Raw genomic sequence first — 21,290 nt, 5'->3', positions numbered from 1 at the left:
AAGCACAGCGCCACCGGGCATGAGGTCAGATACCGTCGCCGTATTCGAAAGTATGGTGAATCCCGTTGAAGTGCTGATCCATATCCATTGACGGCTTATCGCTGTCTGGCTTGCCGACGATGCGCGCCGGAACGCCAGCGGCGGTGGTGTGCGGCGGAACGGGCTGTAACACCACGGAACCAGCACCAATTTTCGCCCCACGCCCGACTTCGATATTGCCGAGGATCTTCGCCCCCGCGCCAATCATCACACCTTCACGAATTTTAGGATGGCGATCGCCGCTGGTTTTACCAGTACCGCCGAGGGTGACCGATTGCAGGATCGACACGTCATCTTCGATCACCGCCGTCTCACCGACCACGATGCCGGTGGCATGGTCAAGCATGATCCCACGGCCAATTTTCGCCGCCGGGTGAATATCCACCTGGAACGTCACGGAGACCTGGTTTTGCAGGAAGATTGCCAGTGCGCGACGGCCTTCATTCCATAGCCAGTGACCAATGCGGTAGGCCTGCAAGGCATGAAAACCTTTCAGGTACAAAAGCGGGGTGGAGTATTTATCGACCGCCGGGTCACGCGTGCGCACTGCCTGAATATCACAGGCTGCCGAGGCGATCATTTCCGGGTCTGCCGCGTACGCTTCTTCGACCACTTCACGAATTGCAATAGCGGGCATAATGGGCGATGCCAGTTTGTTCGCCAGCATGTAGCTCAGCGCACTGCCCAGATTCTCATGCTTGAGTAGCGTTGCGTGGTAAAAACTGGCCAGCATAGGCTCACAATCTGCCAGAGCGCGGGCTTCGGCTTTTATATTTTTCCAGACGATATCCAGTTCTTCACACGGCATTGCGGGCTCCAGGTAATGAGGCTAACGACCGGCCCGTTCTTCGCGGGCCGGGTCGTTTTTAAAAACGGATCCATGAGACTAGTGGCTGCTACGCTCATCCTTGCGTGCACGACCTAATAAAGTCAATGCTGCCTCGCGCGCGTTTTTTCCGCAATATAATACTTGATAAATTTCCTCGGTTATTGGCATTTCGACACCAAAACGGTGCGCCAACTCGCGAACTTCTTTCGTATTGCGGTAGCCTTCAACCACCTGTCCAATCTTGTCCTGCGCGCCTTGTACATCCATGCCCTGACCGAGCATCATGCCAAAACGACGGTTTCGCGACTGGTTGTCGGTACAGGTCAGCACCAGATCGCCTAATCCGGCCATCCCCATAAAGGTTGCCGGATCGGCACCCAGCGCCGTGCCCAGACGTGACATTTCCGCCAAACCGCGAGTAATCAGTGCGGTACGAGCATTAGCACCAAAACCAATGCCATCAGACATTCCCGCGCCAATCGCAATCACGTTCTTCACCGCACCACCCAACTGGACGCCGATGAAATCCGGGTTGCTGTAAACACGGAAGCTCTTGCCACAGTGCAGCAGTTGCTGCAAATCGTCAGCAAAGGTGTCGTCAGTAGAGGCCAGAGAGATAGCCGTCGGCATTCCTGCCGCCAGTTCTTTTGCGAACGTCGGGCCGGAAATTACCGCCAGCGGGATTTGATCGCCCAGCGCTTCACGGGCAACGTCCTGCAACAGGCGTCCCGTTTCCGCTTCCAGCCCTTTGGTCGCCCATACCAGACGCGCGTCAGGACGCAGCAGTGGTTTAATCTGGCGTAGCACGTCGCCAAAGACATGGCTTGGCACTACCACCAGAATATCGCGACTGGCCGCCAGCGCAGTGGCTAAGTCACTTTCGAGGCGCAGCGTATCGGGAAAAGGCACATCCGGGAGGAACGCGACATTGCAGCGATCGTGCTCAAGGGTCGCGATATGTTTAGGATCGTGGCCCCACAGGACAACCTGGTGGCCATTTCTTGCCAGAGTGATGGCAAGAGCGGTGCCGTACGAGCCGGCACCGATCACAGTCATTGAAGCATTACTTTGGTTCATCAGGCATCCTGATGTTCTTCAGTACCTTCGCCAGACTGCTGCTGTAAATAGTTCATGAACAGCGCATCAAAGTTAACCGGCGCAAGGTTCAGTTGCGGGAATGTACCACGTGAAACCAGGCTGGTGATGCATTCGCGGGCATACGGGAACAGGATGTTCGGGCAGTATGCGCCCAGGCAATGCGCCATCTGGGTGCCTTCGATTCCGCTGATAGAGAAGATACCGCCTTGCTGAACTTCGCACAGGAACGCCGTTTCTTCACCCAGGGAAGCCGTTACGGTAACACGCAGCACCACTTCGTATACGTCGTCTGCCAGTTGGGTAGATGCCGTATCCAGATCAAGTTTAACCTCTGGCTGCCAATCTTTCTGGAAAACATGCGGCGCATTTGGCGCTTCAAAAGAGACATCTTTGGTGTAAATACGCTGGATCTGGAAAGCCATTTCGGTGTTGTTTTGTTCTGACATGTGTAGAAAACCCTTTAGTGTTGTCCTTAAATACCGCTTGATGCCAATAACATGGCCCAGCGTTAGCTCAGCAGGGGATCAAGTCCACCACGCGCATCCAACGCATACAAGTCGTCACAGCCACCAATGTGCTGTGCATCAATAAAAATCTGCGGAACCGTCGTACGACCACTGCGCTTGATCATCTCTTCACGCTTTACGGCATCGCCGTCGATCGGAAGTTCCTGGAAGCTCACACCCTTGCTGCTCAACAACGCTTTCGCACGATGGCAAAACGGGCAGGTTGCTTTGGTGTAGATCTCGATGTTGGCCATACTTATCTCCAATTTTATTTTACCCTGGGGATTTCATATTGCAGGCAGCCCTGCCCCGTGAAAGACGACGGGTAAATTACTTACCGCGAACCAGCGGCAAGTTCTCGCCACTCCAGCCCGCGACGCCTTCTTTCAGCACAGACACTTTCTCAAAGCCCGCTTTGAGCAGCGCGTTTGCCGCTTCCTGGCACTGCATGCCGGAACCATCGACCACGATAACCGGTTTGTCTTTGTGCTTTTCCAGCTCGCCCACGTTGTTCGCTTTGATTTCGCTTGGCAGCAGGTTAATTGAACCCGCGATATGGCCTTTGCGGAAATCATCACGCTGACGTAAATCCACGATAACGGCGTCTTCTTTGTTGATAAGACGCGTGGCTTCACCCCGAGTGATAACCTTTACTTTCGACGTCAGGCCTTTAAACGTGGTGAACAAAACCGCCACCAGTAACGCAATCCAGGCGATACTCAGTATGGGATGGCGACTAACAAATTGCATAATTTCTTGCATGGGGGGTAACAACTCCCGACTCAGTGATTAAAAAAACCAGGACAGGAGTATACCTGCGCGTTGGCGCAAATACAGCCAGCGCGTGCAATGGATTGCATTTTTGCGGGGCACTACGGAAAAAAAAGCGCAAATCCATGCCATCCAGGAACTGCCCTGCCCCATTCTTTGATCTTCTGAGGCTATTTTATCGATTCAGCTGTAGTAAAATTACGCAATTATTTTGTCTCTTGAGTGTGAGGTTTCGCAATGTCGGTTTCTAAAAAACCTATGGTACTGGTGATTCTGGATGGCTATGGCTACCGTGAAGAGAGCCAGGACAACGCCATTTTTAATGCCAAAACCCCGGTAATGGACGCGCTGTGGGCAAAACGCCCGCATACCCTGATCGATGCTTCCGGCCTGGAAGTCGGCCTGCCCGATCGTCAGATGGGTAACTCCGAAGTCGGTCACGTTAACCTGGGTGCGGGCCGCATCGTGTATCAGGACCTGACCCGTCTGGACGTTGAAATTAAAGAACGTACTTTCTTTGCTAACTCAACGCTGACCGCGGCTGTTGACCAGGCGAAAAATGCCGGTAAAGCCGTGCACATTATGGGCCTGCTCTCTGCTGGCGGCGTCCACAGCCACGAAGATCACATCATGGCGATGGTTGAACTGGCAGCAGAACGTGGCGCAGAAAAAATCTATCTGCACGCTTTCCTCGACGGTCGCGATACGCCGCCGCGCAGCGCAGAGTCCTCCCTGAGAAAATTTGAAGAGAAATTTGCCGAGCTGGGCAAAGGTCGCGTTGCCTCCATCGTGGGTCGTTACTACGCCATGGACCGTGACAACCGTTGGGATCGCGTGGAAAAAGCGTATGACCTGATGACGCTGGCACAAGGTGAATTCCAGGCCAATACCGCCGTTGAAGGGTTGCAGGCTGCCTACGCCCGCGATGAAAACGATGAGTTCGTGAAAGCGACCGTGATCCGCGCGGAAGGTCAGGCTGACGCCGCCATGGAAGACGGTGATACCCTGATTTTCATGAACTTCCGTGCTGACCGCGCGCGTGAAATCACCCGTGCCTTTGTTAACGCTGACTTCGACGGCTTCGCACGTAAGAAAGTGGTTAACCTGAATTTCGTCATGCTGACCGAATACGCTGCCGACATCAAAACGGCCGTTGCTTATCCACCGGCTTCGCTGGCAAACACGTTTGGCGAGTGGATGGCGAAGAACGATAAAACGCAGTTGCGTATCTCCGAAACCGAAAAATACGCCCACGTCACCTTCTTCTTCAACGGCGGCGTCGAAGAACCGTTCACCGGTGAAGACCGCATCCTGATCAACTCACCGAAAGTGGCGACCTACGATCTGCAGCCGGAAATGAGCTCTGCAGAGTTAACCGAAAAACTGGTTGCGGCTATCGAGAGCGGAAAATACGACACCATCATCTGTAACTACCCGAACGGCGACATGGTCGGTCACACGGGTGTGATGGAAGCGGCAGTTAAAGCGGTTGAAGCGCTGGATCACTGTGTTGAGCAGGTGACGAAAGCGGTTGAGTCCGTTGGCGGTCAACTGCTGATCACCGCTGACCACGGCAACGCCGAGCAGATGCGCGATCCGGCAACCGGTCAGGCGCATACCGCGCACACTAACCTGCCGGTACCGCTGATTTATGTCGGCAACAAAAATGTGAAAGCGGTGGAAGGCGGCAAACTTTCCGATATCGCCCCAACCATGTTGACGCTGATGGGCATGGAAATCCCGCAAGAGATGACTGGTAAGCCGCTGTTCATCGTGGAATAATCCGTCCCCATGAGGGGAAAGACGATAAATAGCAAAAATGGGGCCATGAAGCCAAGACGGTTTTCAGTCAGGCCCCTGATTTACGCCAGCGTGGTGAGCGCTGGCGTATTGTTGTGCGCCTTTTCCGCCCACGCGGATGACCGCGATCAGCTTAAATCCATTCAGGCGGATATCGCCGCCAAAGAACGTGCGGTACGTCAACAGCAGCAGCAGCGTTCAGGCCTGCTTGCGCAACTGAAGGCGCAGGAAGAGGCCATCTCCGCCGCCGCACGCCAGTTACGTGAAACGCAAAACACCCTCGCGCAACTGAACAAGCAAATCGATGAAATGAATGCGTCTATCGCGAAGCTGGAACGGCAGAAAGCCAATCAGGAGCGCAGCCTTGCCGCGCAACTGGACGCGGCGTTTCGCCAGGGTGAACACACCGGCATTCAGCTTATCCTCAGCGGTGAAGAGAGTCAGCGCGGCCAACGTTTGCAGGCCTACTTCGGTTATCTGAACCAGGCGCGCCAGGAGACGATCAACGAGCTGAAGCAGACTCGCGAAGCGGTCGCCGCCCAGCGTGCTGAACTGGAAGAGAAGCAGAGTCAGCAACAGACCCTACTGTATGAACAGCGCGCCCAGCAGGCGAAGCTTGAGCAGGCGCGTAACGAACGTAAGAAAACCCTTGCCGGGCTGGAGTCCTCTATTCAGCAGGGTCAGCAACAGCTCAGTGAACTGCGCGCCAACGAATCCCGTTTGCGCAATAGCATTGCCCGAGCCGAGGCGGCCGCCAAAGCACGCGCCGAACGCGAAGCACGCGAGGCGGAAGCGGTACGTAATCGCCAGAAAGAGGCTACCCGCAAAGGCACCACTTACAAGCCCACTGACAGTGAGAAATCGCTGATGTCGCGTACCGGCGGACTGGGTTCGCCACGCGGTCAGGCATTCTGGCCGGTTCGTGGTCCCACGCTGCATCGCTATGGCGAACAGCTACAAGGTGAGCTACGTTGGAAAGGGATGGTTATCGGTGCGTCTGAAGGCACCGAAGTGAAAGCCATTGCCGATGGTCGTGTCATTCTGGCGGACTGGCTGCAAGGGTATGGGTTGGTTGTCGTCGTTGAACACGGCAAGGGCGATATGAGTCTTTATGGCTACAACCAGAGCGCGCTGGTCAGCGTCGGTACGCAGGTTCGCGCCGGTCAGCCAATTGCGCTGGTAGGTAGCAGCGGTGGTCAGGGCCGACCGTCGCTCTATTTCGAAATTCGTCGCCAGGGTCAGGCCGTCAATCCACAACCGTGGTTGGGAAGATAAGTTTTGCCTCAATTTCGCCGTACCGTTCTTTCATTCGCCAGCCTGCTGGCATTCGCATCCCCTGTTTTTGCTGGCAAACTCGCCATCGTCATTGACGATTTTGGCTATCGTCCACATTACGAAAATCAGGTTCTGGCGATGCCGGCCCCGATCTCCGTTGCCGTTTTGCCGAATGCGCCTCATGCGCGCGAAATGGCGACCAAAGCGCACAACAGCGGTCATGAAGTGCTGATCCATCTGCCGATGGCGCCGCTGAGTAAACAGCCGCTGGAGAAGGACACGCTGCGCCCGGAGATGAGCAGCGACGAAATTGAACGAATCATCCGCGAGGCGGTTGGTAAAGTGCCTTACGCGGTGGGGCTCAACAACCACATGGGCAGCGCAATGACCTCCAGCCTGTTTGGTATGCAGAAAGTGATGCAGGCGCTGGAACGCTACGATCTCTATTTTCTCGACAGTATGACCATCGGCAACAGTCAGGCGATGCGTGCCGCATCCGGGACCGGCGTGAAGGTGATTAAGCGGAAAGTGTTTCTCGATGACACGCAAAACGAAGGAGACATTCGCCGCCAGTTTACCCGCGCGATTGATCTGGCTCGCCGCAATGGTTCTGCCATCGCAATAGGCCATCCTCATCCGTCGACGGTGCGTGTGTTACAGCAAATGGTGTATAACCTGCCAGCCGACATCACCCTTGTGCGCCCGAGCAGCCTGCTCAATGAGCCGCAGGTGGATACCTCCACGCCGAATCTGACACCGCCGAAAACCAATGATGCCCCGCGAAATCCGTTCCGCGGCGTGAAGTTGTGTAAACCGAAGAAACCGTTAGAACCGGTCTACACCAGTCGATTCTTCAGCGTGTTAAGCGAAAGCATCAGCCAGAGTACGCTGGTGAACTGGTTCCAGAATCAGTGGCAGGGTTGGGGAAAATCGCCCCGCGACAACACCGCTAACCCAGGTTAAGCGCTTTACGCGCGGTACGATGGTGCGAACGCGTTTTGTCGCGCCATTGGTACAATCGTACTGACCACAGTAACGTCTGATACGCGACTTTAGCGCTACGTACGTTCATCACCATACGTTTATACATCCCCGAGGTAAAAATCTCGGCAATCATTCGCTGACGCGTCAACGTATCCGGCTCTTTGCGCACGGAATGACAAACACGCAATGCTTCATACGTTATTTGTTGATGAAATTCAGGATAGATCGTAATCCGGTCGGCATAATTCCGGTTCAGCTTCTCTAATAAGCGGGTAATCTTAATGTAATGCCGCTGATAGTTCAGATTTTTATTACCCTGACGTTTCAGTCGGCTGACAGAATTATTATGCAGAAAATACTTATACAAAGATTCTTCGGTATAACGGGCACGCAGCGCGTTAAACATAAACTCCGTGGTCCACACAATATCCTGATGATGTAATCCGGGAATAAAGCGGATGTTATTCTTTTCAATCACATCCCGACGGTAAACACCCATCCACACCACGTGAGTCCAGCGGCGGGAAGAGAGCGCCATACGCAACCAGTCCGGACCGGTTAATACGCCGGTTGAGCGAATACGGTCGGTTGGAATGGATTGCCAGGTCACGCCGGTATCCCGCTCGCTCCAGTCGGCGTTGCACTGCGCAACATCCAGATCGTCTTCCAGCGCCATCGTCATCAGCGTTTCGTACATGTGCGGATAGACGAGGTCATCCGCATCGACAAACGCGATATACTTGCCGGTGGCAACGTCCATCCCCCGGTTGCGGGCAACCGAAGCCCCGGCGTTCGCCTGGTGCAGCAGTCGTACATGGGGATAGTTTTCGGCGTAATACTTTGCTATATCAACAGAATTATCCGTTGACCCATCATTAACAATAATAATTTCCAGGGCAGTCCACGTTTGCGCGATGAGAGATTCCATGCAGGCTTTAAAATCATTACCCGCATTATATAACGGGATAATAACACTGAGTCTGTTTGTACTGTTCATCATAATAAATTACCGAATACCTTTGAAGTTATCTGCCTTTTTACAGCCTTTGTATTAAGAAACGATTAAGGCTGAAAATAATATTTGTAAAGGCTCCAGGAGACTTCAGCGTAGAGGCATCAGGTAAACAGCAATATAAGACTACGACGTGATTACGAATTATTTATGACAATGACAATTCTTTACAGCTTTCCAGATATTCCTCAGGAAATAAGGCCGGACATTCCGGCCTTTTCTGATTAATTCCAACTGAGAATGACTTTCCCGGACTGGCCTGAGCGCATTGCATCAAAGCCTTTCTGGAACTCATCAATCGAGAAGCGATGGGTGATAATGGGCGACAGATCCAGGCCAGACTGTATCAGCGCAGCCATTTTGTACCAGGTTTCGAACATCTCGCGACCGTAAATGCCTTTAATGAACAGCCCTTTAAAGATCACTTTCGTCCAGTCGATAGACATGTCTGAGGGAGGAATGCCCAGCATGGCAATCCGGCCACCGTGGTTCATGGTGTCCAGCATCGCGCGGAAGGCTGGCGGCGCACCGGACATCTCCAGGCCGACGTCAAACCCTTCGGTCATGCCCAGTTCTTCCATCACCTCGCTCAGGCTCTCTTTTGACACGTTAACCGCGCGGGTGATACCCATCTTACGCGCCAGTTCAAGACGGTACTCGTTAACGTCGGTGATCACCACGTTGCGTGCGCCCACGTGCTTCGCAACCGCAGCCGCCATGATGCCAATCGGACCGGCACCCGACACCAGCACGTCTTCGCCGACCAGATCGAACGACAGCGCCGTGTGCACCGCATTGCCAAACGGGTCAAAGATGGAGGCCAGATCATCCGAGATATTGTCCGGAATTTTGAACGCGTTGAACGCCGGGATCACCAGATATTCTGCGAAACAGCCCGGACGGTTCACGCCTACACCCGTGGTATTACGACACAGGTGGGTACGTCCGCCACGACAGTTACGGCAGTGTCCGCAGGTGATGTGACCTTCGCCAGATACGCGGTCGCCGATCTTAAAGCCTTTCACTTCCTGACCGATACCGACCACTTCGCCAACGTACTCATGGCCGACAACCATAGGAACCGGGATGGTTTTTTGCGACCACTCATCCCAGTTATAGATGTGAACGTCAGTGCCGCAGATGGCTGTTTTACGGATTTTAATCAGCAGATCGTTGTGGCCAACTTCCGGTTCCGGAACGTCGGTCATCCAGATGCCCTCTTCCGCTTTCAGTTTGGATAACGCTTTCATCTCACATCCTCAGGCAATAACGCCCAGTTGTTTACCAATGCGGGTGAAGGCTTCCACCGCGCGGGTGATTTGTTCCGGGGTGTGCGCCGCAGACATCTGAGTACGAATGCGCGCCTGACCTTTCGGAACAACCGGATAGAAGAATCCTGTGACGTAAATACCCTCTTTTTGCAGCTCGCGGGCAAATTCTTGTGCAATCACCGCGTCGCCCAGCATTACCGGGATAATCGCGTGATCGGCACCAGCCAGAGTGAACCCGGCGGCAGACATTTGCTCGCGGAACTGGCGCGCGTTTGCCCACAGGCGATCGCGCAATTCGCCGCCAGACTCGACCATCTCCAGCACTTTGATGGAAGCAGCGACAATCGCCGGGGCCAGCGAGTTGGAGAACAGATAGGGGCGAGAGCGCTGACGCAGCCACTCAACGACCTCTTTGCGCGCGGCAGTATAGCCACCAGAAGCCCCGCCAAGCGCTTTACCCAACGTCCCGGTGATGATGTCCACACGGCCCATCACATCGCAATATTCGTGGGAACCACGACCGTTCTCACCAACAAACCCTACCGCATGGGAGTCATCGACCATCACCAGCGCGTTGTATTTATCTGCCAGATCGCACACGCCCTTCAGGTTGGCTATCACACCATCCATTGAGAACACGCCGTCGGTGGCAATCAGCACATGACGAGCCCCGGCATCGCGCGCCTCTTGCAGACGAGCTTCCAGTTCCTGCATATCGTTGTTGGCATAACGCAAGCGCTTCGCTTTACACAGTCGCACGCCGTCAATGATAGAGGCATGGTTCAGCGCGTCAGAGATAATCGCATCTTCAGCACCCAGCAGCGTTTCGAACAGACCGCCATTGGCATCGAAACAGGAGGAGTAAAGAATGGCATCTTCCATGCCGAGGAATGCAGCCAGTTTTTGTTCCAGCTGTTTATGGCTGTCCTGAGTGCCACAGATAAAGCGCACCGACGCCATCCCAAATCCGTGAGAGTCCATACCGGCTTTCGCCGCGGCAATCAGCTCCGGATGGTTCGCCAGCCCCAGGTAGTTGTTGGCGCAGAAGTTAATGACGTGGCTACCATCCGCCACAGTGATATCTGCCTGCTGAGCAGATGTGATAATGCGCTCTTCTTTAAACAATCCTTCCGCACGGGCGGTTTGCAGATCGTTAGTTAACTGTTTGTAAAAATCCCCACGCATTGCGATTCTCCAGACTGGGCAAATTTCAGCACATCTTACCTAACCCTGGTCGCTGATACGAGATGACGCATTATCACTTCTTTAAAATGCAGGATAAATCACGCGTACCCACACGACCATTCGGTGAATGGCTGAAGCCAACGCTATGTAGTGATATGATAAGAGATATTCGTGTCTGAGATAGTCTCTGACTCCATAATTCATAGGTTACAGTTATGATCATCGTTACCGGCGGCGCGGGCTTTATCGGCAGCAACATCGTTAAGTCCCTGAATGATAAAGGCATCACCGATATTCTGGTGGTGGACAACCTGAAAGACGGCACCAAATTTGTTAACCTGGTGGATCTGAACATTGCCGACTACATGGATAAAGAAGATTTCTTAATCCAGATTATGGCGGGTGAAGAGTTCGGCGAGATCGAAGCGATTTTCCACGAAGGTGCCTGCTCTTCCACCACCGAGTGGGACGGTAAGTACATGATGGATAACAACTATCAGTACTCCAAAGAGCTGCTACACTACTGCCTGGAGCGCGAAATTCCGTTCCTGTATGCCTCTTCTGCGGCCACCTATGGCGGTCGTACTTCTGACTTCATTGAATCCCGCGAATATGAGAAGCCACTGAACGTCTACGGCTACTCAAAGTTCCTGTTTGACGAGTACGTGCGTCAGATCCTGCCAGAGGCCAATTCACAGATCGTGGGTTTCCGTTACTTCAACGTCTACGGACCGCGTGAAGGCCATAAAGGCAGCATGGCAAGCGTGGCTTTCCATCTCAATACGCAGCTCAACAATGGTGAAACGCCGAAGCTGTTCGAAGGTAGTGAAAACTTCAAGCGCGACTTCGTGTATGTCGGCGACGTAGCTGACGTTAACCTGTGGTTCTGGGAAAATGGCGTCTCCGGCATCTTTAACCTGGGCACTGGCCGTGCAGAATCCTTCCAGGCCGTAGCCGATGCTGCACTGGCGTACCATAAGAAAAGCGAGCTTGAGTACATTCCATTCCCGGAAAAACTGAAAGGTCGTTACCAGGCATTTACTCAGGCCGATCTGACCAACCTGCGCGCTGCGGGCTACGATAAGCCCTTCAAGACCGTTGCCGAAGGCGTAACGGAATATATGGTCTGGCTGAACCGCGACGCGTAAGTATGAAAATTTTGGTGGTAGGCCCGTCATGGGTGGGCGACATGATGATGTCGCAAAGTCTCTATCGCACGCTCAAGGCGCGCTATCCCCAGGCGGTAATCGACGTGATGGCACCGGCATGGTGCCGTCCGCTGTTATCACGGATGCCGGAAGTCAACGAGGCGATTCCAATGCCGCTTGGACATGGGGCGCTGGAACTGGGCGAACGTCGCAAACTCGGTCACAGCCTGCGTGAAAAACGCTACGACCGTGCGTATGTACTGCCCAATTCGTTTAAATCCGCACTGATTCCTTTCTTTGCCGGTATCCCTCATCGTACGGGTTGGCGCGGCGAAATGCGCTACGGCCTGCTTAACGACGCGCGCGTACTGGATAAAGACGCATGGCCCTTAATGGTCGAACGCTATGTCGCGCTGGCCTACGACAAAGGCGTGATGCGCACGGCAAAAGATCTGCCGCAGCCGCTGCTATGGCCGCAACTCCAGGTGAGCGAAGGCGAGAAGTCGTTAACCTGCAGCGCGTTTTCGCTTTCTGACGAACGTCCAATGATCGGCTTTTGCCCCGGTGCAGAGTTCGGTCCGGCAAAACGCTGGCCGCACTACCACTATGCAGAGCTGGCAAAACAGCTCATCGATGAAGGCTATCAGATTGTGCTGTTTGGCTCGGCGAAAGATCATGAGGCCGGAAACGAAATTCAGGCAACGTTAAGTGACGAACAGCAGGCCTGGTGCCGTAATCTGGCAGGTGAAACACAACTGGAACAGGCGGTCATATTGATTGGCGCGTGTAAGGCCGTTGTCACCAATGATTCCGGCCTGATGCACGTCGCCGCGGCGCTGAACCGTCCGCTGGTCGCCCTCTATGGACCAAGCAGCCCGGATTTCACCCCTCCACTGTCACATAAAGCGCGCGTGATTCGCCTGATTACGGGCTATCACAAAGTGCGTAAAGGCGATGCCGCCGAGGGCTATCATCAGAGCCTGATCGACATTACGCCTGCGCGCGTACTGGAAGAACTCAACAGCCTGTTACTGCAAGAGGAAGCCTGACGAATGCGGGTTCTGATCGTCAAAACATCCTCAATGGGTGATGTGCTACATACGCTGCCGGCACTCACGGATGCACAACAGGCCATCCCGGATATTCAGTTTGACTGGGTGGTTGAAGAAGGATTTGCGCAGATACCGTCCTGGCATGCCGCGGTGAACCGCGTCATCCCTGTGGCGATTCGCCGCTGGCGTAAAGCCTGGTTTTTCGCACCGATTAAAGCGGAGCGCAAAGCCTTTCGTGACGCCGTACAGGCCGAACGCTATGACGCGATCATCGACGCTCAGGGGCTGGTGAAAAGCGCGGCGCTGGTCACGCGTCTGGCGCATGGAACAAAACACGGCATGGACTGGCAAACCGCGCGTGAACCGCTGGCCAGTCTGTTCTATAATCGCCGCCATCACATCGCCAGACAACAGCATGCCGTAGAGCGTACGCGTGAACTGTTCGCGAAAAGCCTGGGCTATCAGAAACCGATGTCGCAGGGCGATTACGCCATCGCACAGCATTTCCTTACCTTCGGAAATACGGATGAACAGCCCTATGCGGTATTTTTGCATGCCACTACGCGCGATGATAAACACTGGCCGGAGTCGAACTGGCGAGCGTTAATCGGTTTGTTGGCTGACAGTGGGATAAGCATTAAATTGCCCTGGGGTGCGCCTCATGAAGAAGCACGGGCGAAGAGGTTATCGGAAGGATTCGCTCACGTTGAGGTATTACCGCGAATGACGCTGGAAGGTGTCGCTCGAGTGCTGGCTGGGGCAAAATTTGTCGTTTCAGTCGATACGGGGTTAAGCCATCTGACCGCTGCACTCGATCGCCCCAATATCACGTTGTACGGTCCTACGGATCCGGGACTCATTGGTGGTTATGGGAAGAACCAGGTGGCGTGTCGCGCGCCAGGAAATCAATTAGCAACGCTAAGCGCTGATTCCGTCCGCGACGAGCTCACATCATTATTATAAAAGGTAAATGAATGCCAACCTTGAGTCTTATAAGTCCGTGGCGTCACTACGCCACGAAGACGTCTTCAGCGCTGGAAATAACAACCTATTTGCTCTGCACCGTCACGCTGATTGTTGCGCTGTTTGATAATACACTGAGCATGAAGCTCTATAATGTCACCGCGATACTGGGTCTGTTGGCGCTACTGTTGCGCGGTAAACCTGAAAGCTATTCAGTACAGTACTGGTTGCTGCCGCTCGCTATTTTTATCATCGGCGCGCTGGACGTTGCCTGGTATTCTGCCTTTAAGGTTGATCATTCTCCCTTTCGCGCGACGTACCACAGTTACCTGAACACCGCGAAGATCTTTCTTTTTGGCGCTTTTCTTACCCTGCTGGCACTGACGTCCAGAATTCGCTTTAAGAAAGAATTACCGCTTTATATCCTGTATTCACTGTCATTTTTTATCGCGGGATATGCGTATTACATAAAAGTCCTTACAGGAGTGCCACGTATTCATTTTGGAATAGGTTCTGCTACCGGTGCAGCCTACTCCATTATGTTTGTCGGCATTGTCAGCGGTATTTCGATTCTCTACACCCAACGAAAACACCCGGTATTATTTTTACTGAACGCCATCGTGATATTCTATGCCCTGGCGCTCACCCAGACGCGCTCCGCGCTGCTGATCTTCCCGGTGATATGTGCGCTGTCGTTGGTTGCCGGGTATATCAAGTCGCCGAAGAAACTCTTCTTTTCAGTGATTGGCTTTTTCATCGCGCTGGTTGTACTGGTTGCCCTGTTTAGCAAGCCGATTTATAACCGCTACCACGAAGGCGTCTCGGATCTGACGCGCTATAGCCAGGGCAATAGCAAGAGTTCCCTGGGCGCGCGACTGGCGATGTATGAAATTGGCTTCGACATCTTTAAAGAGGCTCCGCTTGCGGCAAGATCGGCCGATACACGGGCTCAGCGGATGACCGAACTCGCAAATGAAAATAAATATCTGCAAGGCGCGCTGGAGTTTTCGAATGTCCACTTACACAACGAGTTTATCGAAGCCGCTTCACTGAAAGGGATCGCTGGGGTACTGTCGACGCTGTTATTCTATGTCGCGTTGTTCTTTACGGTCTATTACCACCGTTCGCTGGGACTCTTTGCGCTAACGTTAGCGATCGTCGGGACTGGACTCAGTGATGTTATTCTCTGGTCTCGCAGTGTGCCCATCATCTTAATAACCGCGATCGTTTTAATGCTCTTCCTCAAGAAAAACCGCCAGCACGGCGATATCGCGCCACAATAAGTTGACCGTCAGAAGTGGCTATTCCCTCACTTCTGACGCGTTGACAGCAAATCTTCTACCGATTCAGCCAGAACCTCCAGGCTAATATCCTTCACCGTATACGTCGGAGAGATCACCTGTAAGGCATTGCAGTTATTCGGTGCCCAGATAAGATGTGAGGGGTAGGTCTCTTGTCGCGCATTCGGATAAAGTGCGAGCGTGGGAATTTCATATGCCGATGCAATATGGACCAGTGCGGTATCTACTGAGATCACGTACTGACTGAATTTTGTCAGGGCGACGGTATAAATGAATTCCTTAAAGGGGAGTGATTCAATACCCGGTAGTGGAATAGACCGAATATCTTCGGCCAGGCCGGTAAAGATAATCCTGTATTCCGGGTAATGTTCGCAAAGATGCGAATAAATCGTACTAATCTGCTCATCGGATAATCGACAGATTTTTTTTGCGCCCAACGCATTGATAATAACTATTTTTGAGGCGCCAACAAATTTCTGAACGTCCTTTTCAACCGACTCCGGCAGGGGTAAATCATAACTGACATCAAATTCATTACGCTCATCGCCATAAAAATGACGCAGTATCTCACCTGCCCGCGTACACATATGTGCCGTTAACATCTCATCATGCGGATGATAAACGGTATAGTAACGTTTATACCACTTATCAAAACCCAGGATGTACGAGTGTCTGACACCAGACAACAACACACTATGGCCAAAGGAGGGCATGGTTTCAAAAGGGTCAAGTACGATGTCGAAAGACTCGCCGGAAAGTTGTTTACGTAATGCCAGTACATCACTGATGGCATTTGATTTTTTAATATAAAATTGATGTATTCTGCTATTACCGGAAAGAAATGCTTTTCCCGTTGCGGTGGTTAAAATTGACAATTTGACACCACGATTAGACAGTTCGCGATACAGCGAACTCAAAACAATCAAATCGCCTAACTTGTTGTTATCATGGATTAGCAAGCAGGTCTGAATATTATCTGCATTAATTTTATTATTCTTTTTCCGGGTGAGGAAAAAAGACAAAAAATTAATCTTAAGTTTATTAATGCAGTATCTTTTTTTCTTATGAAAAGCACCTAAACCCATGCGAGTTACCACACTACAATAAATAAAAGGTTAACACTAACTGACATAAGAATCGGCACGATCGTGAAGATCGTGCGCGTTGTTCATGAAGCGCAGTTTGGATGACAAGGTTGCGACGTCCGTTGCCTTGATATAAGGAATTATATCGTAGCTAATTGCGGTATCGTCAGACAGATTGTAGATACTAAAGTCATCAACATTCTCACACATAAACTGGAAAAACGGCAGAATTTTGACTAAATCCTTGCTCAATTCAGAAGGCATCGGGTTACGGCTTTCATCATAAAAACGCGCGCAACTCCCGGTGATATCTAACCCGGAGCAAATCGTGTTGTCATAACCTAATGAATACGCAATCTGCATCGCCGTATACGCCACGGTATGGCATGAGCAGTAACCTAAGCTGATATCCTTACTAAATCCAACCAGTCTTTTACGTTTAGAAACGGGCACTCGAATCAGTAACTTTTTATTCCATTTTGAAAGCATTTCCAGTTTCAGCTTCTTGAACAAACCGCCTTTTTCACGCTTATAAAATGCACGTAAAATAAAACAATGAGCACGCATATATTTCTTATCATCTTCCGTAGCGGCTTCATAAACATCCATATTGACGATAGTGAATTTACTCGCCCGGCTGAATTGATAAAAATCATGGCGTCTTTGTAGCAAAAAACGTGCATCTGTTAAGACATAAATGAAGGGAGTAATACTATTACTGAGCAAGTATTCCGCTGCGCCGTTAACGGTAATGACATCATTGTTCTGCAAAAGAGAAAGCGGAGTCCCTCGGGAGGTGGGTCCCGATAAGAAAATGATCGCGTTATCAGATGTTCTGCTGGCAATAAGTTGCTGAACACCTGCTCGAGTTATAAACTTAACATTACTCATATGAAACCTGTAGGCTTGTCATGCAACTTAAATCACGATGAATCTTTGAGGAAAGTGTTCATGGTTTATCTTTAGCGAGGATGAACAAAATAGAATGAACAGATTTGCTCACAAAATACACAAATCCATTCTTGCATTTAGAACGACCAAATGCAACGTTCTAAATATTCACATTGAAACTTAGCGCACACTTTTACCTTTTAGACGGCGCAGAAAGTTCCGCCACTTTTTCTTATACACCAGGAGATAAAAACCGAGGTCTTTTTTGTTATTTTCAATACCATAGTGACGTTCTAAATCAATACGATCTTTTGCCATTCGCTGTCGTGAAGGTCTTTTCCCGGACAGATCGATGATTCTTATCTCTTCATTTTGTAATATGAAGTTACCTTTATGTGGATCGCCTGAGACCATACCATGCTGATGTAACCCTTGAATGGACTGTTTTATCTTCTCTTTCACATCAGAAGAAATGACGGGCAAGTCAACCAGTTCAACACCCTCGATATACTCAATAATCATTATGTAAGTATGCACATAGCGCAGGGTCTTCACTTCGGCAAGTAGATAAAAGTCATTTAACGCATCAAAACCTTCCTGTCGAACGCGATCGGTCTGATAAAAAAGCTTTTCGTAGTAATCCCCTTTTACCAGTGATTTAAAAAATCGCTCAGTATTTTTTACTTTAGGGTGAAATACTTTCAGAATATATTTTCCATGGTCAGTATCGATTAACACGACCTTGGTATCCTCAATACTACGAAAGACTTTTAGTACCTTAAGATTATGTGTTAAAAAATCATTGAAAATATCAATGTATTTTTCACCACCTTGTTTTACGAATACAGTATAGTTTTTAATTTTTGTTTCAGTGATCATAAGTATAAAGGTATCATTTTGCTAAAAATTTACGATAGAGGTATGCAGCCCCCGCAATCATTCCACGCAGATAATGTTTTTGGACCAAAAGGTGTTTATATCTTTTTTTATATTCAACCAGCGTTCGCGCATCTTTGGCAGGAACATCTTTCCACGGTGACTTAATGAAAGCATTGGTATAATAAATTACAGAAGGGTAACTTGCCCAGGCATGCCAGGGCTTCGTCGCACCTGTAAAGTGAATCAACTTAGTATCAGCATGGATTATATCTAAATACTTCTCATGTGTTTTATCGCTTAACTCGCTTTTAATGGTATATATTGTATTATATTCACGAGGTAAAAAATAAACTTTATCACGCAGCAATATATTCAGGACATCCTGATCGGGATATTTAAAAAATGTTGCACTCCCGTCTTTACCCGTTAGCAGGGATAATGCTTTTTCAGTTAATCGATTTTTAGCCCATTCCCGGAGGTTTATAAAAACAACACCGGAATTAAAATATCGTCCCTGAAGATTAAACGAGGGGAGTCTTTCATTTACCCTGGACTGAATAGAGTCAACGTCTTTTACTACTGCGGCGACATTATCATTAAGGTCAAGGGTCAGAAGAAGATCCAGAGGACCTTTGCAGATGACATCTGCATCAAGATACAATAATTTATCCAGTTTATGATACAGATAATCAAAAGCGAAAAGTCGGAAGTACATAGCTCTTGACCAGACCTGCGTTTTCGGCAATATCTCAAGGCATTTGACATTGATAAGATATAATGAAATTTTAATCTTATGTTCTTGCGCCAGCACCCCAATCTTATCAACGAAACTTTTTGTGTATTTGTCACAGATGATATGAAAATCAACATTAATATCATTATGAATTAACACCGAGGTAATAGACACCCCGACACCATCAAGATAGTTCTCATCGATTCCATAAGAGATATTTAATGTGTTACCATTATTATCATAGCGCTCATCAAAAACTTTATATTCTGCTATCTCTATTTCCGGAAAAGAGTCCACTGCGTCACCTATAATTATTTTTATTTAACAATTTTACTTTTAAAATAAAGTGCATAATCAATCAAGCCAGCGAAGTACTGCTTCTGATTAAACATATGCTTTGCCGCATAACGTAACTGATGACTGTTTTTAGGTTTCAGCAATTCAACATCACACCAGGGTGATAATTTTTTCGCATTCAAAAAGCTCTGCGCAATAGGGTAGTTACCCCATTGATGCCAGGGCTTAGTCGGCCCAATATAATGAATGAATACCGTGTTTACATCCACGGGATTGACCACGTCATGCTTTAACTCGTAATTGATGCTGAATTGGGTGTTAAATTTTTTACCGACAAAACGCGCCTTGCCAACAAGCAACATATTCAGCACATCCTGATCCAGGTGAGTAATGCGCTGTACCACATCCGGATCGCGTAGCATCTCAATAGCCTTGCGGGAAATATCCTCAGCGGTCCAGACGGGGAGGTTAATCAGCAAAAAACCCGCATTAAAGTAGCCAGAAACCAGTCCCGGTGTTGCCAGACTGATTGAGCGCTTAGTCCACCACTCTGACTCACCCTCCGCAACCACGGCCGCAATTTCATGTTCAGCAAACTTGAGGTCAATCAACTCTTGTACACTTCCCTGACAGGCAATATCTGCATCCAGATACAGTACCTTATCCATTTTTCCCGCGAAGTGGTCAGCGATAATAAATCGGAAGTACGTTGCGTAAGACCAGTTTTTAGTACTCGGTAACGATTTCAATTGCTCGCAGTCAATGAGATACACCACGATTTGGGTGGCGTATTGCTTTGCGAGCGCATTAAATCGAGCCTGTTCTTCATTGCTAAATGAATCTGTAAATACATGAAAAGCAAACGGCGTATTGGGGTTGGCAATCAGTATCGACGCGATGGAAACACCACAACCAAAAAGGAAGTTCTTATCAATGCCATAGGCAATATTAAACTTATCAACATCACTATGTTCTGCATAGTTATAATCTAAAGTCTTCTGAATGACTTTTTCTTCAAAATATTTTTGCGTCATAGTGATCACTTATTGATTTTGGAAAATATCGCACTTCTTAAATGTTGGAAATAGACTTCATTATAGAAGTTATCTATCGTCTCAGGGATCAGATTACTATCATACTTCATCTGACCAGAGAGGATTTGGTTGAGTAGGTGGATAAACTGTTTGAGATCGCTCGGCGGATACAAATCGCCATTAATACCCGGTTTGATCATATCCCGGGGGCCAGACATACAGTCTGAACTGATGCACGGGATACCATACGACATGGCTTCCAGCAGGGTCATCGGGAAGCCTTCGAATGACGATGTCAGCAACAGTGCCGTGACGTTCTTTATCTTGTTTTGCACAACATCCCAGGGAGAGACCTGCCAGCCATGCCAGGTAATACGATTGTCAATCCCCAGTTCTCGCCCATAGGCCTGACATTTTTCAAAATCTGAGCCGTCACCAACCACATGCAACCGCCATTCGCCTTCCGCATGGGATAATCCATCCAGCAGGTCCTTAATTCTTTTTTGCCCCTCAAACTTCATCCTTCCAACATACAGAAAGACGGCGGGCTGGCCTTCTTCTGGTTGTGGAATAATCTCTGATTCTCTGGATACGGGGTTATAAACAACGGTAATGTTCTTTTGATCAATACCCCGCGCAATCATCTGTTGTTTAATACCGCTACTGATTGCCAGATGATAATCAGCCGAGCTAACACATTCGGCATGTTTTTTATGATCCAGCGAAAAATGCGGCCAGGAGAATATCGTGAAATTGTGGCCTGATTTCTTCCGCGCTTTACTGGCAAACAGGCAGGACAGCACATCAATACAGATAACAACATCGGGTTCTGTTTTCTTTAACCAGCGACTAAACGTATGGATATGCTTTGCCCGACGCAAAAACCCCAGACGGATAGTGGAGAACGAGCATGAATAGTTAATATCGCTTAACCATGCCTTATCCATTTTGTCATTCCGACAAAAGAAAAACATTTCGCACTGGATTGCAGAAGGTTCGGTCTGAAAGTTATTGATAACATCCCGGATAACCGTTTCCATTCCGCCAAAGCCGGAAACAGCCTCACCAATAAATGCGATTTTTAACCCAGTTTCAACGGGCATTTCATTCATATATGATTACGATCTCTCTTTTTGC

General features: G+C 49.9%; 21 protein-coding genes. 7 read left to right on the top strand and 14 right to left on the bottom strand.

The features are described 5' to 3' along the window. Positions 1–25: 25 nt before the first annotated feature. The 5 genes from cysE to ACERJC_RS15660 form a co-directional block, all read right to left on the bottom strand. Positions 26–847, bottom strand: coding sequence for a serine O-acetyltransferase (cysE, locus tag ACERJC_RS15680; RefSeq protein WP_152400600.1), 822 nt, complete (start codon positions 845–847; stop codon positions 26–28). A gap of 78 nt (positions 848–925) precedes the next feature. Beyond that, entirely contained in the window at positions 926–1,945 is a 1,020-nt protein-coding gene (gene gpsA / locus ACERJC_RS15675) for an NAD(P)H-dependent glycerol-3-phosphate dehydrogenase (protein WP_286631959.1), read from the bottom strand. Then, positions 1,945–2,412, bottom strand: a complete 468-nt coding sequence (secB, locus tag ACERJC_RS15670) for a protein-export chaperone SecB (RefSeq protein WP_042323288.1) — start codon at positions 2,410–2,412, stop codon at positions 1,945–1,947. Before secB ends, gpsA begins: the two co-directional genes overlap by 1 nt. Before the next feature lie 62 nt (positions 2,413–2,474). Continuing rightward, on the bottom strand, positions 2,475–2,726 hold the full coding sequence (gene grxC / locus ACERJC_RS15665; protein ID WP_152400605.1) for a glutaredoxin 3: 252 nt from the start codon (positions 2,724–2,726) through the stop codon (positions 2,475–2,477). 76 nt (positions 2,727–2,802) lie between these two features. Continuing rightward, entirely contained in the window at positions 2,803–3,234 is a 432-nt protein-coding gene (locus ACERJC_RS15660) for a rhodanese-like domain-containing protein (protein ID WP_046492084.1), read from the bottom strand. Between the two features lie 246 nt (positions 3,235–3,480). Here ACERJC_RS15660 and gpmM point away from each other — a divergent pair, with 246 nt between their 5' ends. The 3 genes from gpmM to ACERJC_RS15645 are packed head-to-tail and all read left to right on the top strand — an operon-like array spanning position 3,481 to position 7,281. Beyond that, positions 3,481–5,025, top strand: coding sequence for a 2,3-bisphosphoglycerate-independent phosphoglycerate mutase (gene gpmM, locus ACERJC_RS15655; RefSeq protein WP_373672035.1), 1,545 nt, complete (start codon positions 3,481–3,483; stop codon positions 5,023–5,025). Between the two features lie 9 nt (positions 5,026–5,034). After that, positions 5,035–6,318: a murein hydrolase activator EnvC gene (gene envC, locus ACERJC_RS15650; protein ID WP_178827657.1), complete on the top strand. Its 1,284-nt coding sequence runs from the start codon at positions 5,035–5,037 to the stop codon at positions 6,316–6,318. A 3-nt stretch (positions 6,319–6,321) separates the two neighbouring features. Continuing rightward, positions 6,322–7,281: a divergent polysaccharide deacetylase family protein gene (locus tag ACERJC_RS15645; RefSeq protein WP_152400611.1), complete on the top strand. Its 960-nt coding sequence runs from the start codon at positions 6,322–6,324 to the stop codon at positions 7,279–7,281. On the opposite strand, the gene ACERJC_RS15640 is transcribed toward ACERJC_RS15645, so the two are convergent. The 3 genes from ACERJC_RS15640 to kbl all read right to left on the bottom strand — a co-directional run bounded on the left by ACERJC_RS15640 (position 7,268) and on the right by kbl (position 10,770). Further along, positions 7,268–8,302, bottom strand: coding sequence for a glycosyltransferase (locus ACERJC_RS15640; RefSeq protein ID WP_286631964.1), 1,035 nt, complete (start codon positions 8,300–8,302; stop codon positions 7,268–7,270). The genes ACERJC_RS15645 and ACERJC_RS15640 overlap by 14 nt on opposite strands. 236 nt (positions 8,303–8,538) lie before the next feature. Continuing rightward, a complete protein-coding gene (tdh, locus tag ACERJC_RS15635; protein WP_042323301.1) occupies positions 8,539–9,564 on the bottom strand; it encodes an L-threonine 3-dehydrogenase in 1,026 nt (341 codons plus the stop codon). A 9-nt stretch (positions 9,565–9,573) separates the two neighbouring features. Then, a complete protein-coding gene (kbl, locus tag ACERJC_RS15630; RefSeq protein ID WP_152400615.1) occupies positions 9,574–10,770 on the bottom strand; it encodes a glycine C-acetyltransferase in 1,197 nt (398 codons plus the stop codon). A gap of 215 nt (positions 10,771–10,985) precedes the next feature. Between kbl and rfaD the strand changes: the two genes are divergently transcribed. Genes rfaD through ACERJC_RS15610 form a run of 4 tightly spaced genes read left to right on the top strand, consistent with a single transcriptional unit; the run spans position 10,986 to position 15,216 of the window. Then, entirely contained in the window at positions 10,986–11,918 is a 933-nt protein-coding gene (gene rfaD, locus ACERJC_RS15625; protein ID WP_373672034.1) for an ADP-glyceromanno-heptose 6-epimerase, read from the top strand. A gap of 2 nt (positions 11,919–11,920) precedes the next feature. Further along, positions 11,921–12,967, top strand: a complete 1,047-nt coding sequence (rfaF, locus tag ACERJC_RS15620; RefSeq protein WP_152400620.1) for an ADP-heptose--LPS heptosyltransferase RfaF — start codon at positions 11,921–11,923, stop codon at positions 12,965–12,967. A gap of 3 nt (positions 12,968–12,970) precedes the next feature. Further along, complete coding sequence (gene rfaC, locus ACERJC_RS15615) at positions 12,971–13,933, top strand: lipopolysaccharide heptosyltransferase RfaC (RefSeq protein ID WP_373672033.1); 963 nt, start codon at positions 12,971–12,973, stop codon at positions 13,931–13,933. Between the two features lie 11 nt (positions 13,934–13,944). Next, positions 13,945–15,216, top strand: coding sequence for an O-antigen ligase family protein (locus ACERJC_RS15610; protein WP_373672032.1), 1,272 nt, complete (start codon positions 13,945–13,947; stop codon positions 15,214–15,216). Between the two features lie 26 nt (positions 15,217–15,242). Here ACERJC_RS15610 and ACERJC_RS15605 read toward each other — a convergent pair whose 3' ends face one another. The 6 genes from ACERJC_RS15605 to waaB form a co-directional block, all read right to left on the bottom strand. After that, the gene (locus ACERJC_RS15605) at positions 15,243–16,319 is read right to left on the bottom strand and encodes a glycosyltransferase family 9 protein (RefSeq protein WP_373672031.1); all 1,077 of its coding nucleotides are present in this window, start codon (positions 16,317–16,319) and stop codon (positions 15,243–15,245) included. Between the two features lie 36 nt (positions 16,320–16,355). Continuing rightward, complete coding sequence (gene waaZ, locus ACERJC_RS15600; protein WP_373672030.1) at positions 16,356–17,210, bottom strand: 3-deoxy-D-manno-oct-2-ulosonate III transferase WaaZ; 855 nt, start codon at positions 17,208–17,210, stop codon at positions 16,356–16,358. A 180-nt stretch (positions 17,211–17,390) separates the two neighbouring features. After that, complete coding sequence (rfaY, locus tag ACERJC_RS15595; RefSeq protein WP_373672029.1) at positions 17,391–18,089, bottom strand: lipopolysaccharide core heptose(II) kinase RfaY; 699 nt, start codon at positions 18,087–18,089, stop codon at positions 17,391–17,393. Positions 18,090–18,102: 13 nt separating this feature from the next. Further along, on the bottom strand, positions 18,103–19,119 hold the full coding sequence (locus tag ACERJC_RS15590) for a glycosyltransferase family 8 protein (protein WP_373672028.1): 1,017 nt from the start codon (positions 19,117–19,119) through the stop codon (positions 18,103–18,105). A gap of 20 nt (positions 19,120–19,139) precedes the next feature. After that, positions 19,140–20,153 (bottom strand): lipopolysaccharide 3-alpha-galactosyltransferase, encoded by a 1,014-nt coding sequence (gene waaO, locus ACERJC_RS15585; RefSeq protein ID WP_373672027.1) that lies wholly within the window; start codon positions 20,151–20,153, stop codon positions 19,140–19,142. 5 nt (positions 20,154–20,158) lie between these two features. Then, a complete protein-coding gene (gene waaB / locus ACERJC_RS15580; protein WP_373672126.1) occupies positions 20,159–21,256 on the bottom strand; it encodes a lipopolysaccharide 1,6-galactosyltransferase in 1,098 nt (365 codons plus the stop codon). Positions 21,257–21,290 lie beyond the last annotated feature (34 nt).

Source organism: Citrobacter telavivensis, from assembly GCF_041807075.1.
In the GTDB taxonomy this organism is placed as follows: Bacteria; Pseudomonadota; Gammaproteobacteria; order Enterobacterales; family Enterobacteriaceae; genus Citrobacter_A; species Citrobacter_A telavivensis.
The sequence above is the reverse complement of the archived record's forward strand: the minus strand, read 5'-3'. Positions and strand labels throughout refer to the sequence as shown.